The sequence below is a fragment of the Pararhizobium sp. PWRC1-1 genome, assembly GCF_049897905.1.
In the GTDB taxonomy this organism is placed as follows: domain Bacteria; phylum Pseudomonadota; class Alphaproteobacteria; order Rhizobiales; family Rhizobiaceae; genus Pararhizobium.
In genome coordinates, this window is sequence record NZ_JAFCXE010000012.1 from 146,915 (window position 1) to 159,998 (window position 13,084).

A 13,084-nucleotide genomic window follows, 5' to 3' on the forward strand; every position below is an offset into this window, starting at 1 on the left:
ATGATCTTAACAATCGGTTTACCAAATGTGGTGTCTTTATGATCTTCGCCCTGAGACTATGCCCGCGCAATGTTCGCGGGCTAGACTAATGGGCAATAGGATCGCGGGAGGCCGCCTGATCTCGCTTGTGAGCCGTCCGACGGCTATTGAGGATACGACCATGGGAAAGAACCCGAACCTGACCTTGACCGGTCCCGATCTCGCAGCGCTTCTGTGCAGCCGTGTTTGCCACGATATCATCTCGCCGGTCGGTGCGATCAACAACGGCCTCGAACTGCTCGACGAGGGCGGGGCGGATGCCGACGCCATGGACCTCATCCGCACCAGCGCGCTCAATGCGTCGGTACGGCTGAAATTCGCCCGCTTGGCTTTCGGCGCTTCCGGCTCGGCCGGCGCCTCGATCGATACCGGTGAAGCGGAAAAGGCGGCCAAGGATTTCGCCTCCGTCGAAAAGAAGACGGAGGTTACCTGGACCGGTCCGCGGGTCATCATCGCCAAGAACCGGGTCAAGCTGCTGCTCAACCTGTTTTTGATCGCTTACGGCGCCATTCCGCGTGGTGGCTCGATCGATGTCATCCTGGAAAATCCGGAATATGACGCGGCATTCAAGCTGATCTGCAAGGGCCGGATGATGCGCGTACCGCCGAAGCTGGTCGAGCTTCTCTCGGGCACGCTCGAAGAAGCCGTCGATGCTCATACGATCCAGCCCTATTACACGGTTCTGCTTGCCGACGAAGCAGGCATGGAGATCGAGGTCAACTCGAACTCGGAAGAAATCGTGTTTTCCGCGAAGATGGTTGCAGCCTGAAGCTGAAGATAAATCCGCTTTTAGTTGCCGCGGTAACTGATTCTTTGCCAAAGCGGCATACGGTTGTTGATAGGGATTAAATTCCCGCCGTAGCGCAGAGAGGGAGCTTGAGATGCAACGCTTGATGATTGCCGATGATTCGGACGTCGTACGCAAGGTCGGGAAGCGCATCCTCTCCGGCCTGAATTTTCTCGTCTCCGAGGCTGCCAACGGTCTCGAAGCGCTGGTGCGTTGCGAAGCGGAACTGCCCAACATCATCATCGTCGACGCGGGCCTTGATGGCGCGCTGGACCTGATTGCCAATATCCGCAACCTGCCGGAGGGCAAGACCGTGCGGATCTATTACTGTGTCGTCGAGGCGGATCTGAAGAAGATGATGGCGGGCAAGCGCGCCGGTGCCGACGATTTCCTCCTGAAGCCGTTCGACCGCAAGATCCTGACCAGCGTTTTCGGCAGCCTGTCGATCGCCGCCTGATCCTTGATCATCCGATATTGTTTCGAACAAGCCGTTGCCTTTCCAGGTGGCGGCTTTTTTGTGCGTCCCTCGTAGGGCGCGCGCTGTACGGTGCGCAAAACCCGGAAACGCAAAAGCCCGCCATCATCGGCGGGCTTTCACGAAACTCTCGGCACGATCAGCCGTGGCGTCCCTGCATTATGCGGGATGCGAAACACCGCCGGCTGGAATGGCCGATGCGGTATCAGGCGCTTTCTGCGAGTTCGCCTTCCGGCTCGCGCAGCACATAGCCGCGGCCCCAGACGGTCTCGATGTAGTTGGCGCCACCGGCAGCATTCGCAAGCTTCTTGCGTAGCTTGCAGATGAACACGTCGATGATCTTCAGTTCCGGTTCGTCCATGCCGCCATAAAGGTGGTTGAGGAACATTTCCTTGGTGAGCGTGGTACCCTTGCGGAGCGAAAGCAGCTCCAGCATCTGGTATTCCTTGCCCGTCAAGTGAACGCGCTGGCCGCCGACTTCAACAGTCTTCGCATCCAGGTTGACGATCAGTTCGCCGGTCGAGATGACCGACTGTGCATGACCCTTGGAACGGCGCACGATCGCATGGATGCGAGCGACCAGTTCGTCCTTGTGGAAAGGCTTGGTCATATAGTCGTCTGCGCCGAAGCCGAGGCCTCGAACCTTATCCTCGATGCCGGCCATGCCGGACAGGATGAGAATAGGTGTCTTGACCTTGGACAGACGCAGCGTTCTCAGAACCTCGTAACCGGACATGTCCGGCAGGTTCAGATCGAGCAAAATGATGTCGTAATCATAGAGCTTGCCGAGATCGACACCCTCTTCACCAAGATCGGTGGTGTAAACGTTAAAACTTTCCGACTTGAGCATCAGTTCGATGCTCTGCGCTGTCGCGCTGTCGTCTTCAATGAGTAGTACCCGCATAATTGTCCCCTTTTCCGCCGCCGAAAGGTCGTTGTGGCCCCCTTACGCGATACGGATCCAGTCGTTGCCTGATTTGGAGGCTGCCAGTAAATGGTTAACAAATTCTGATTCACTCTGGCAAGGTGTATCGAAAATGTTAAATATTTTTTGCAGTCCTCTGATTTTGCATGTGAATCTAGAATGATATCCTTAACGCACAACATTAAGGAAATCGGCTATCTGACTCATCTGACTCAATCTATGCCGAACCTAAAATTTCGTGCCCGGCATTTACTGACCCTTAAATGATCGTCCCTATGATTAACGATGCCCGTAAACGAAAGGTTACCAGCGGTAGGATTTTGTTAAGATCGCTGTAATTATTTTTGTTTCCGACGCCGTAAGGTCGGTTGAACGGGTCAAATCCAGTAACCGGGGTCTCGCATCACGGGAGTATTGCGTATGAAGTCACGTGAGAGCCTTGTTCGCCTGAAGGAATTTCAGGTGAAGGAGAAGCAGCGTCAGTTGAGCCAGCTACAGCTGATGATGTCCGAATTTGAGCGGATGACCAAGGAATTGGAAAATCAGATCACGTTCGAGGAAAAGAAGTCCGGGATCGCCGATCCCACCCATTTCGCCTATCCGACGTTTGCCAAGGCTGCGAGACAGCGGGCAGACAATCTTCAGGTCTCGGTTCGGGAGTTGAAGGTACAGCAGGATGCGGCGGAACTTGCGCTGGAAGAGGTTCAGGCGGAATTCGCCAAGGCCGCAGCGCTCGAAGAACGCGATAGCGGTGCTCGCATGCGCGCTTAGGCGCGCTTGAGGCTTGCCCAAGGCCAAAAGGCCCTTCTCACGGACTTACGTCAAGTCCGTGAGAAGGGCCTTGTGTATTTTTGGACCAGGTTTAATGGCGCTTCTTAAGCTTGGATGGCGTCCTGCCATTCGGGATGACGCTGTGTCTGAGCGCGCATGAAGGGGCAGAGCGGAATGATCTTCCAGCCACCTTTTCGCGCCTGTTCAATCGCATGCGCTGCCAGCGCCTGACCGACGCCTTTGCCGCGCAGCGCGTCGGGAACGGCGGTATGATCGATGATGATCAGATGCGGCGATGACCGGGAATAGGTCATTTCAGCCGTATGACCTTCGACGGCTGTGCTGTAACGGCCATGCGAGCCGGTTTCTTCGCTCACGATATTCATCGCATCTCTCCCATTTGCCGGTCGAACCCGGACCGTTTCCGTTACGTGGTTGGTTCATCGTCGCACATGCGGAGGTCAAGCATCCCGGCATACGATGCCAAGGACCTCGCTGTTCTGCATCATCAAAGGTGATATGTAATCCTGCCCGTGCAATAGAAGACAAGAATCATGCGTCTGATCACACCGCTTTTCCTTGTTCTTTCAGCGTTTTTTCTCGCTCTTGGGCTCGTGCTGCCGCTGGTCCGGTTCGAAAAACTGGTCTTTTTCAACGAAACGCCGTCGCTTCTTGGGATCGTGTCTTCGCTCTGGGACGACGGCAACCCCATGCTGGCCATCGTCGTGGCGCTTTTTTCCGTCGTGTTCCCGCTCGCAAAGCTGGTCGGGATTGCCTTCGAGGCGACAGCGCCGGCGGACGGCAAGGCGGTGGGCGGGGTGGTTGCCCGGCTTTTGCCTATACTCGGCAAATGGTCGATGATGGATGTGATGCTGGTGGCGATCGTGATCTTTGCGGCCAAGACCAGTGGAATGGCCGAGGCTTTCACCCAGCCGGGCCTGTGGTTCTATGCCGGATCAGCGGTGCTGACGGGGCTGCTCCAAATGTGGCTGCGGCCGCACTGAGCGCGGCCGCTTTAACTCTTTTAAATGAAGGATCTGGCTAGTGGCGATATTGCTGGATGCGGGTTGTGCGCAGACCGGCAAGGCCATGGTCGCTGATCGACGATTGCCAGGACAGGAATTCTTCGACGGTCAAGGTATAGCGTTCACAGGCTTCTTCCAGGCTCAGCAGCCCGCCACGCACGGCGGCGACGACTTCTGCCTTTCTGCGGATCACCCAACGGCGCGTATTGGCCGGTGGCAGATCAGCAATTGTCAAAGGGCTGCCATCGGGTCCGATGACATATTTCACGCGGGGTCGTATCATTTCGGTCATTGGACTCTCTACACATACTCAAGACCATATAGGCTCAACTTACCCTGCCACATTTAACATTTGCCTAAGCGAGTGGTAACAATTTGCTAATAATTTTAGAGACTTCCAGCGCGCTCTTCGACCAATTACGGACCGTGCAAGCGACGCCCGGTGCAGCGCAACTGTTCTCCTGAGCGACTCTTTATTGTGAGGCTGCGAAGGTTCGTTCCTGTAATTTCCATGTAATGCATGGGAGCTATGCAAATATAATGCTTCAATTTTCATCAAACTGTTGATAATAACGGCCAGTAATTGAGCATATGCAGCATTTTGTTGCTCTGGAATGCTCTCGATGCGCCATTTTATTTCAAAATACCAACCTTTTCGCTTCGATTGTGTCCCTGGTGGCCTCTCGGAGTTTTGTTGGTGTTGGATCTATCGTGCTGCTGCCGAAAAAATTCCGGAATGAGAATTTTTTGGAGAGCTGGCGCCATCGCCGGCAGGTTGGTGATTAAAAATATGAGAGACCCTGACAAGCTGACCTTGCGAAGCGAGGCTTATGCTGATTTCCTTTCGGGCATGAATAGTTCCGCAGTCCAGACGGAGTATGAAGTGCTCCACCTGATGCGCCAATGCACGGCGCAGTTCGGTTTCAGCCACTTCATGATCGCGCGCATTCCGTTCGGCGAGCAGCAGCGCTTCGCCGAACGTCTCGTTTTGAGCAGTTGGTCGGCAGAGCTTGTGCGGGAATATGACGCCGCCACCGTCTTCCAGGCAAGCGCGCTGATCGAGCGGCTGCGCCATACCAAGCTGCCGATCTTCGGCGCAACAAGATCGCTTCTCAATGCGCAAGGGTCCGCGGCGCGCGACAATGTCGATGCGCTGTTTGCCGGGGAGGCGATGGGCAATACATTTGCCGTAACGCTGCACACAACCCACGGGGAAGCATTTGCTGCCCTGCTTTGCGGGCCGCGCGGTGAACCCGACAGGGCCGAGACGGCCGATCTCTACCTGACCTTGCTGCAATTGTTTGAAACTCTCGAGCGCACCTTTGAAGTCGGCGCCTCGGCGCGTGACAAGCTGTCGACGCGCGAGATCGAATGTCTGCGCTGGGCTGCGGCCGGCAAGAGCAGCGACGAGATCGCCATCATCCTCGGTATTTCCGCTTATACGGTTTCCAGCTACTTCAAGACCGCCACCCGCAAGCTCGATTCCGTCAATCGCATGCAGGCGATCGCCCGCGCGATGCGGATGAAGCTGATCTGAGCGGCGGCAGACCCCTTGCCCTTGTTCAATTCCCCGCGACTTTCTATATAGCGGCCTTGCGGTATGGCCGGTCTGGACCGGGAACCGCATTGCTGCGGCGTTGGCCGTTTGCAGGAAACAGGGTATGGTCGCGCGAAAATGCCGAATAACCCGCCGATGGACCGGAATACCGGATTGGATGCCGTGAACAGTCTCGATTTTGATCGCAAGCCCGAAGATACGCGCGTCGTCGTTGCCATGTCCGGCGGCGTTGACAGTTCCGTCGTGGCCGGCATCCTCAAACGCCAGGGCTACGACGTTCTCGGCATCACCTTGCAGCTCTACGATCACGGCGCAGCCGTCCATCGCGCCGGCTCCTGCTGCGCCGGCCAGGACATCGACGATGCGCGCCGCGTCTGCGAGGTGCTGGGTATTCCGCATTACGTTCTCGATTACGAGCAGCGCTTTCGCGAAACCGTGATCAATCCTTTCGCCGAGAGCTACGTTGCCGGCGAAACCCCGATCCCGTGCGTTGCCTGCAACCAGACCGTCAAATTTGCCGATCTTCTGGCAACCGCGCGCGATCTCGGCGCCGATGCGCTGGCGACCGGCCATTATATCCGCTCCAAGGCGAACCCGCAGTCTGGCGTTCCGGGCCGCCGCGCGCTGTTTCGCCCGACGGATGCCGATCGAGACCAGAGCTATTTCCTGTTCGCCACCACCCAGGAGCAGATCGATTATCTGCGGTTCCCGCTTGGCAATCTGACCAAGGCGGAAACAAGGGCGCTTGCCGAAGACATGGGCCTCGTCGTCGCCAAGAAGGCCGATAGCCAGGACATCTGTTTCGTGCCGCAGGGCAAATATGCCGATATCATCAACAAGCTGAAGCCGAATGCGTCTCTGGCGGGCGATATCGTGCATCTGGATGGCCGCGTGCTCGGCAGCCATGAGGGTATCCTGCATTACACCATCGGCCAGCGCCGCGGCATCGGCGTCGCCACCGGCGAGCCGCTTTATGTGGTGCATCTCGATGCCCGCTCACGCCGGGTCATCGTCGGCCCGAAGGAAGCGCTGGAAACCCGCCGCGTCTATCTGCGTGATATCAACTGGCTGGGCGACGGCGATATTTTCGATGTGGCGGCCGATGGGTTTGCCTGTTTCGCCAAGGTCCGCTCCACCCGCCAGCCGGCACCTGCGATCCTGCGCGCCAATGCAGACGGCGTCTCGGTCGAGCTTCTGGAAGGCGAGGCGGGCGTTGCCCCCGGCCAGGCCTGTGCGCTCTATTCCGGTATCGGTGAAGACGCCCGCGTCTACGGCGGCGGCTTCATCCTGCGCTCCGAACGCGAGGCGGCAGCCGAAGCCGCTCTCAAGGATCTGCTGCAGGGCGTGGTTGCGGCCTGATTAAGGGCAGGGGACTGTCCATCACGCGTCGTGTCCGGCCCTTGTCCACCATCGCTTGAAAAACTTCCGGTTTTTTGAAACGGCTCGGCTTGACACCAGCATGAACCGCACCTTATAAGCCGCCCACTGACGGCGACGACAGCGGCCAAGCGCCCAAGTCACAGTCTGATGGCGGGGTAGCTCAGGTGGTTAGAGCAGCGGAATCATAATCCGCGTGTCGGGGGTTCGAGTCCCTCTCCCGCTACCACTTCTTCCGAACCAATTTTCAATATAATCAGGTAGGCAAAGTCTCCGTTTGGCGTGGAGTTCTTTAACAGTATCTGCGGTCAGCATAAAGCGCCAGCTGGCGCTTAGGCCACGCTGGCAGATGGTAACGTCCATCAATCACGCGTCTTTCAGCGCGCGGTTTTCAGGCCAATGATATCAACCTGGTGGCCTTCCTGCAGAGCCCTGACTTCTTTCAGGCTTTTGTATCGTTTTCCGTCGGAATCGTAGAGGAATGGGAAGTTCTCTTGTAAAATATCATCAATCTCTGAAACGCTATTTTGCCCGATAAGTGCTGGCGTAATCTCGGCGCAAATTCCATCGGCGTGGTTCCGCAGGTATTCCGGGGCGCCTTTCAAGACGTTCAATTCGTATCCTTCGGTGTCCATGAATAGGAAACCCCTCTTTGCCGGGAGGACGTCATCCAATCTGACCAGCGGTACTTCCTCGTGGCCCTTGTGAAAGTCACGTACAAAAGAATGGCGGCCGATACTCGACGGATTGAGGTTGATAATGCCGGTTCCTGCAGTATCTCCGACCGCTTCGCAGCGTAGCTCAATCCGGCTTGTTTCTTTCAGCTGGGCGAGATTGTGTTCCAATAACTCAAAATTCGACCGGACGGGCTCGAAAGCGATAAAATCGCGAAAGCCCATTGCGTGAGCGCTCAGGCAAGAGGTGCCGATATTTGCACCTATGTTCACGAAGAACACATCTCTGGTTGCGTATAGATCAGAGAGGGTTGCGAAGAGAGACGCCTGGAAGCAGCCTTTTTCCAATACCTCTTCGGCGATGCTTTGTCCGCGAGTGTCGAGAAGCATCGGATATTTGCCAAGAAATTGGTATCTAACCTGATTAATGCCCATAGATTGACAAACATCCAAGAATGTACTTGGATTGGATTTGCTCATATGCTCCAATACGCGCTTGAGATACTTATTCCGCCTTCTAGGTCTTAAAAGCGTCATCATCAGATTCATCGTTTGATTCATGTCTTCTCTCAAATTTTTTTTAAGCAGTAACCTGCTTTTCAAACGTCCCAAGCGGGAACTTTCCTCTCTTTCCACATCTCTGATTAAATTGCCATTGCTTTTAATATGGTCTGTTATATAGACTTTCTCTAAAGTAAATCCTGCAAATAACATTGATTCCGCGCGGATTTTGTTTTTTGGGTTCGAATACAACATTGGAAAAACTTCGCATCGATCGATGTTATAGCGTCAAAAAATCGATGTTGGCCGCTGAGAGGAATTCCAATCCGGCAATGCCGCCCGAAAATAGTCAATGACCTTTGCCGTTCCGCCGGGTTCTTCCGACGTGATGATCAGCCGTTTCGATCGCAGCATGGCGTAACGATGCACTATGCGAGTTTGCAGAAGGGGATTTTGTGTGCGGTTGGCCGCCTGGGAGACCCGCCCAACCGCTGGTCTTTCGTGACTACGCAAAGAAAGCCACCGAGAGTACGATTCAACCTCAAATCTGCCCGCCGGCTGCCTGCACAAACCGCACGTATCTTGCCGCCAGGCCTTCCTGCAGCCGGTCCGTGATCAACAGTGACATCTGGAATGCCGACGTAAGATCGGGCGTTTCGCCGATCAATTCGGCGAGATAGACCACTTCGGGATCGTATTGATCCGGTGCATTCGCGACCTCACGCAGAAATGAGCGCAAGGCAATGCGGGCATTGGTCATCTGTGCGTTCTGGCGCTGACCATCGGATAGGGGCATGTTGATCAGGAAGACGTGGGTATCGATGAAGCGGAGCAGGGAGGAGAAGCGCTCGGCGGTATCCGGCAGGCCAGCCTGCCGGTAGAGGCTGCTATTTGCCGCTTCGATGCCCTCAGTGCTGGCCCAACGGCCCAGGTCGTAGCGATAGATCGTCGAAGGATCGTGGAGAAATTTTCCGGCAGCACACAGGGCAAAGCTCAGCGCCCAGTCGCAATAGCCGCCGTGTGTCGGGTGCGCTTCAGCAAAAAGCGAAAACAGGTTCTTGAAAAGCCCCGAGCGATAGAAGCTGTAATAAAGCGCATTATTGCCGGCTGCTTTCTGGTTATATTCCAGTATCCGGCCGCCGGCGTCATCGGCGGTGATTGAAAACCGGTCGGTACGATGCACGCCCATGCCAATGGACCAGATGGACGTTTGCGGGCGAACACCGATAACGTCCTCTGGAAGTGCGGCAAAATCGAATGCCAGCCTGTCATCCAGGCCATAGATTTCGTCGTCATCACCCATCGGCATCACAAAGGGTGTTTCGACCCTGGAAAGCGCATGAGCCATATTCTGCAGGGCGCCGTCGCTGTCCGGAACGACATATGTCAGATAGGGCGAGCTGTTTTCGTAATAGGCCTGCTTTTCCGGGTCACGCGAATTATCGGAAACGATCAACCGGCAGCTCCGCTTCTGCGCATAGATCAAGGCTGTTTCGATCGCGCTGGCTGAGTTGCGCAGGTCGCGATTGCTCGGCATGCAGAGAGTAAGTTGTGTCATCCAGGCTATCCACGAGGGGCTTCTGTCCCGACCGTATAGGCCGCCTCGGGTGTGCGAAGCTTGCGCGCAAGTTGACCCGCATACTGAAATCCAGCTTTGCGCCAGTCACCATCGTTAACACTAGCTGCTGGTTGGTTCTGGAATTATCGATGTCTCTGTCAAAAGCGTTGCAATGCTACAATGCCAAGGATTATGAGGGCGCGTTGCGTCTCCTGTTGCCGAAGCACCGGCAAGCTCTTTCTGCCGAAGAAATATTGCTGGTGGCGCAGTGTTACGCCAAGACAGAGAAATATGCTGATGCGGCAATCTTCTATATAAAGGCGGCCGATCTCGGCGGTCCGAAGGCGGCAATGCTGAAGGCGCTGGCGGCAAACATGCTGCAGCAGGCCGACGATTCCCTTGCCTCCCTGCATACCGCCCGGCTTGCCGCCAAAACCGGCGGGTTCGATGCGAATGCCGAAGAAATCTACCGGCGATATCTGCACGAGTTTTTGTGTCTCGACGAGGCTTTGATGGACGACCAGCGTTTCCTGGATCGCATGAAGGCCGGTGACGAACGTTATCTCGCGGTTGAATTTCCCCAGCGCCATATAGGCTGGTGCGCGGACGAAAGCCTGAATGCGCGGCTGACCAAGGTCAATGGTGCGCTAGGGTTCACGCAGGCTTCACGGTCTGCACGGCGGGCAGTGCCACATACCTTCACCGATAGAATCAGGATCGGGTATCTTTCCGGAGATTTCAGCGATCAGCACGCGACGATGCGCCTGTTGCAAAGCGTAATGCTTCAGCATGACCCGGAGAAATACGACATCACGCTGTTCTGCTATACGCCGGACGAGCTGATCAATATAGATGGCGGATTGCGGGCAACCTATCCGAACCTGATACGGATAGGGCATCTGTCCGATGAAGATGCGGCCGCGCTGATCCGCAGCCGGGGCATCGATATTCTCGTCGATCTCAAGGGGCATACCAAGGGCACCCGCAGCGCTCTGGTCAATCATGGGGCTGCCCCCATCCAGGTGGCCTATCTCGGTTATCCCGGGTCAGGCACCGGCATCGATTGCGATTACATCATCAGCGATGCCGTGGTCACGCCTGAAACCAGCCGGCCTTTCTATCATGAGAAATTCTGCCTGATGCCGGAGAGCTATCAGGCCAATGACAATGTCTACCGGCCGCTGCCTCCCGCCACGCCGCGCAACGCACTTGGCCTTCCGCAGGACCGGATCGTCTTTGCTTCGTTCAACGCCCACCGCAAGATCACTCCGTCAACAGCCGGGCTGTGGGCGGATATCCTGCGGCAGGCAGAGAATAGCGTCCTCTGGATGATGTGCGCGGATAGTTTTACTAGGGGTAATTTTACGCGCTGGATGAGTGCAGAGGGCATTGACGCAGACCGGATCATCTTTGCCGAACCGCTCGCATACCCGGCGCATATTGCGCGATTGCAGGCCGCGGATATCGGGCTGGACACCTTCCCCTACAATGGTCATACGACGACTTCGGACAAGTTGTGGGCAGGTCTGCCAGTGCCCACCTGCAAAGGTACGCATTTTGCCTCCCGCGTTTCCGAGAGCCTGCTGCGCGCGCTCGGCGTCGGCGAGCTGGTGGCGGACACTTCCAAACACTATGTCGAGCTTTGCGTGTCGCTGGCCAAGGATGCTGACAAGCTACGTGCCCTGAAGGACAGGATCGCGGCTCAGCGGGCCGTCGCGCCTTTGTTCGATACGGCGCGCTTCACCCGGCATCTGGAAAGAGCCTACGCTTTGATGGTTGAACGCGCCCGCCAGGGGCTCGAACCGGATCACATTACCGTTCCGGCGCTTTCGTGAAATGAAATGTATTCGTTTTGCCCCAACGCTGGAAGGCGGTTGCTGCCTCCGGTGGACCGGCCATGAATCATTGCGCCCGGAACACTACGCCGGCCTGTGAGGGAGCGGATATCGGCGAAACGTTCAGGAGTGCAGGATCTTTTCGAAGATCGTGGTGGATTCGTTGAGATCGCCGAGTTCGTAGAGACCGGTTTCCTCAACCTGCCGGCAAACAAAGTTCACTCTGGCTTCATCATAGTCGAGCGCCGAAAGCAGGGTTTCCCGCAATCCGATTGCAGTCAGCAATGTTGGTTCGCGAAGAAGATGCCCTTCGCGCCAGTAGCTCATCCGTACAGTAACCGGCATCATTTGGTGATTCTCCTTCCGATGCCAAATTTATCACCAAAGACTCTAGTGTAGTTATTCCTAATATTGGTGATGTACTTCGTGTACGGAAAGCGCCGATGCTATCTTTACCTACCCCTCGCTTAACATCTCCATGCCGCCCGTCAGCCGGTCCATCAGGCTGCGGCGGACGCGGCCGACATCGCGCAATGGCGGTTCACCGAACTGACGGGCATATTCGCGGCTGAACTGCGACTGGCTCTCATAGCCCACCTGATGGCCGGCGGAACCGGCATCCAGCATGTCCTCCAGCATCAGCCGGCGGGCTTCCTGCAGCCGCAGTTGCTTCTGGTACTGCATCGGGCTCATGGCGGTGATCGCCTTGAAATGGTGGTGCAGCGACGAAACGCTCATGCTGACGCGGCTGGCCAGATCCTCGATCTTCAGGGGCAAGGCGTAATGTTCCTTCAGCCAGACGCAGGCGCGGCTGATCTGGTGCGATTGGCTTTCGGTGACTGCCATCTGGCGAAGGCGCCCGCTCTGCGGACCGGTCAGGAGCCTGTAGATGATCTCCTGTTCGATCAGCGGCAGCAGAGCCGGAATGTCGTCCGGCCGGTCCAGAAGCCGGAGCAGCCGGATGGCGGCATCTTCCAGGTCAGGTGTTACCGAACTCACAGCCATGCCACGCGCGCCCGGCGCGGGCGCCCCGGTTTGTACGCCGGCCCGGTCCAACACGCCGGCAATACGCGTGGTGTCGATGCCGAAGGTCACACTCAGATAGGGTTTTTCCTCCGACGCTTCGACGATCTGCGTGGTCACCGGCAGGTCGATCGAGGTCAACAGATAATCGGCGCCGCCATAGCGGTAGATGTCGTCGCCAAGCACCACCTGCTTTGCGCCTTGGGCAATCAGCGCCAGGCTGGGCTTGTAGGAACCACACGATTTCGTCCCGGTTCCTGAGCGCCGGTGAACGCTGACGCCCGGTATAGCCGTTTTATGATCGCCATCTTCCTTGGCGAAACGGGCAATAAGATCAATCAGTTCCTGACTGCGTGGGGTTCGTGAAGCTGTCATAATCGAAAGTCTTTCCAGCTATTTAGATTTTGTCTCGCAAATCGCAAGTTAGTCGCTCTGCGGTTATCTGCAAAACCTTGAAGACACATTTTGCAGGATCGTACAATAATCTTGCAGGATTGCTCTAACGTTCTGCCAACATGATCTGCAAGTATGCTTTC

General features: G+C 56.3%; 14 protein-coding genes and 1 tRNA gene. 8 read left to right on the forward strand and 7 right to left on the reverse strand.

Annotation, left to right across the window (positions count from 1 at the left end; genetic code table 11):
* The first annotated feature begins 160 nt into the window (after nucleotides 1-160).
* Nucleotides 161-808, forward strand: coding sequence for a histidine phosphotransferase ChpT (gene chpT / locus ACP7E0_RS19275; RefSeq protein ID WP_426126929.1), 648 nt, complete (start codon nucleotides 161-163; stop codon nucleotides 806-808).
* A 112-nt stretch (nucleotides 809-920) separates the two neighbouring features.
* On the forward strand, nucleotides 921-1,283 hold the full coding sequence (locus ACP7E0_RS19280; protein WP_060506444.1) for a response regulator: 363 nt from the start codon (nucleotides 921-923) through the stop codon (nucleotides 1,281-1,283).
* Between the two features lie 223 nt (nucleotides 1,284-1,506).
* Here ACP7E0_RS19280 and ctrA read toward each other — a convergent pair whose 3' ends face one another.
* Nucleotides 1,507-2,205, reverse strand: a complete 699-nt coding sequence (gene ctrA / locus ACP7E0_RS19285; protein WP_037099813.1) for a response regulator transcription factor CtrA — start codon at nucleotides 2,203-2,205, stop codon at nucleotides 1,507-1,509.
* A 441-nt stretch (nucleotides 2,206-2,646) separates the two neighbouring features.
* Here ctrA and ACP7E0_RS19290 point away from each other — a divergent pair, with 441 nt between their 5' ends.
* A complete protein-coding gene (locus ACP7E0_RS19290) occupies nucleotides 2,647-2,997 on the forward strand; it encodes a flagellar export protein FliJ (RefSeq protein WP_113316755.1) in 351 nt (116 codons plus the stop codon).
* Nucleotides 2,998-3,101: 104 nt separating this feature from the next.
* On the opposite strand, the gene ACP7E0_RS19295 is transcribed toward ACP7E0_RS19290, so the two are convergent.
* Entirely contained in the window at nucleotides 3,102-3,383 is a 282-nt protein-coding gene (locus ACP7E0_RS19295; RefSeq protein WP_426126932.1) for a GNAT family N-acetyltransferase, read from the reverse strand.
* 168 nt (nucleotides 3,384-3,551) lie between these two features.
* On the opposite strand from ACP7E0_RS19295, the gene ACP7E0_RS19300 reads away from it, so the two are divergent.
* A complete protein-coding gene (locus ACP7E0_RS19300; protein ID WP_426126934.1) occupies nucleotides 3,552-4,001 on the forward strand; it encodes a paraquat-inducible protein A in 450 nt (149 codons plus the stop codon).
* Between the two features lie 37 nt (nucleotides 4,002-4,038).
* Here ACP7E0_RS19300 and ACP7E0_RS19305 read toward each other — a convergent pair whose 3' ends face one another.
* Nucleotides 4,039-4,314 carry a DUF1153 domain-containing protein gene (locus tag ACP7E0_RS19305; protein WP_004430042.1) on the reverse strand — a complete coding sequence of 92 codons (276 nt, stop codon included), beginning with the start codon at nucleotides 4,312-4,314 and terminating at the stop codon, nucleotides 4,039-4,041.
* 558 nt (nucleotides 4,315-4,872) lie between these two features.
* Here ACP7E0_RS19305 and ACP7E0_RS19310 point away from each other — a divergent pair.
* From ACP7E0_RS19310 to ACP7E0_RS19320, 3 genes are all read left to right on the forward strand, one after another.
* On the forward strand, nucleotides 4,873-5,559 hold the full coding sequence (locus ACP7E0_RS19310; RefSeq protein WP_426127046.1) for a LuxR C-terminal-related transcriptional regulator: 687 nt from the start codon (nucleotides 4,873-4,875) through the stop codon (nucleotides 5,557-5,559).
* Nucleotides 5,560-5,742: 183 nt separating this feature from the next.
* On the forward strand, nucleotides 5,743-6,939 hold the full coding sequence (gene mnmA / locus ACP7E0_RS19315; protein ID WP_426126936.1) for a tRNA 2-thiouridine(34) synthase MnmA: 1,197 nt from the start codon (nucleotides 5,743-5,745) through the stop codon (nucleotides 6,937-6,939).
* 170 nt (nucleotides 6,940-7,109) lie between these two features.
* Nucleotides 7,110-7,186 (forward strand) — tRNA-Met (locus ACP7E0_RS19320).
* A gap of 148 nt (nucleotides 7,187-7,334) precedes the next feature.
* On the opposite strand, the gene ACP7E0_RS19325 is transcribed toward ACP7E0_RS19320, so the two are convergent.
* Both ACP7E0_RS19325 and ACP7E0_RS19330 read right to left on the reverse strand, forming a co-directional pair.
* Complete coding sequence (locus ACP7E0_RS19325; protein ID WP_426126938.1) at nucleotides 7,335-8,387, reverse strand: FkbM family methyltransferase; 1,053 nt, start codon at nucleotides 8,385-8,387, stop codon at nucleotides 7,335-7,337.
* Nucleotides 8,388-8,673: 286 nt separating this feature from the next.
* Nucleotides 8,674-9,690: a hypothetical protein gene (locus tag ACP7E0_RS19330; protein ID WP_426126940.1), complete on the reverse strand. Its 1,017-nt coding sequence runs from the start codon at nucleotides 9,688-9,690 to the stop codon at nucleotides 8,674-8,676.
* 149 nt (nucleotides 9,691-9,839) lie between these two features.
* On the opposite strand from ACP7E0_RS19330, the gene ACP7E0_RS19335 reads away from it, so the two are divergent.
* Nucleotides 9,840-11,525 carry a hypothetical protein gene (locus tag ACP7E0_RS19335; protein WP_426126941.1) on the forward strand — a complete coding sequence of 562 codons (1,686 nt, stop codon included), beginning with the start codon at nucleotides 9,840-9,842 and terminating at the stop codon, nucleotides 11,523-11,525.
* Between the two features lie 123 nt (nucleotides 11,526-11,648).
* On the opposite strand, the gene ACP7E0_RS19340 is transcribed toward ACP7E0_RS19335, so the two are convergent.
* Entirely contained in the window at nucleotides 11,649-11,873 is a 225-nt protein-coding gene (locus tag ACP7E0_RS19340) for a hypothetical protein (protein WP_426126943.1), read from the reverse strand.
* Between the two features lie 108 nt (nucleotides 11,874-11,981).
* Nucleotides 11,982-12,923 (reverse strand): AraC family transcriptional regulator, encoded by a 942-nt coding sequence (locus ACP7E0_RS19345; RefSeq protein ID WP_426126945.1) that lies wholly within the window; start codon nucleotides 12,921-12,923, stop codon nucleotides 11,982-11,984.
* Nucleotides 12,924-13,084 lie beyond the last annotated feature (161 nt).

Coding starts and splice junctions, on each gene's coding strand:
- chpT (WP_426126929.1), top strand. CDS start 161: ATGGGAAAGAACCCGAACCTGACCTTGACCGGTCCCGATCTCGCAGCG.
- ACP7E0_RS19300 (WP_426126934.1), top strand. CDS start 3,552: ATGCGTCTGATCACACCGCTTTTCCTTGTTCTTTCAGCGTTTTTTCTC.
- ACP7E0_RS19345 (WP_426126945.1), bottom strand. CDS start 12,923: ATGACAGCTTCACGAACCCCACGCAGTCAGGAACTGATTGATCTTATT.
- ACP7E0_RS19330 (WP_426126940.1), bottom strand. CDS start 9,690: ATGACACAACTTACTCTCTGCATGCCGAGCAATCGCGACCTGCGCAAC.
- ACP7E0_RS19295 (WP_426126932.1), bottom strand. CDS start 3,383: ATGAATATCGTGAGCGAAGAAACCGGCTCGCATGGCCGTTACAGCACA.
- ACP7E0_RS19280 (WP_060506444.1), top strand. CDS start 921: ATGCAACGCTTGATGATTGCCGATGATTCGGACGTCGTACGCAAGGTC.
- ACP7E0_RS19340 (WP_426126943.1), bottom strand. CDS start 11,873: ATGATGCCGGTTACTGTACGGATGAGCTACTGGCGCGAAGGGCATCTT.
- ACP7E0_RS19335 (WP_426126941.1), top strand. CDS start 9,840: ATGTCTCTGTCAAAAGCGTTGCAATGCTACAATGCCAAGGATTATGAG.
- ACP7E0_RS19325 (WP_426126938.1), bottom strand. CDS start 8,387: ATGTTGTATTCGAACCCAAAAAACAAAATCCGCGCGGAATCAATGTTA.
- ACP7E0_RS19310 (WP_426127046.1), top strand. CDS start 4,873: ATGAATAGTTCCGCAGTCCAGACGGAGTATGAAGTGCTCCACCTGATG.
- ACP7E0_RS19290 (WP_113316755.1), top strand. CDS start 2,647: ATGAAGTCACGTGAGAGCCTTGTTCGCCTGAAGGAATTTCAGGTGAAG.
- ctrA (WP_037099813.1), bottom strand. CDS start 2,205: ATGCGGGTACTACTCATTGAAGACGACAGCGCGACAGCGCAGAGCATC.
- ACP7E0_RS19305 (WP_004430042.1), bottom strand. CDS start 4,314: ATGACCGAAATGATACGACCCCGCGTGAAATATGTCATCGGACCCGAT.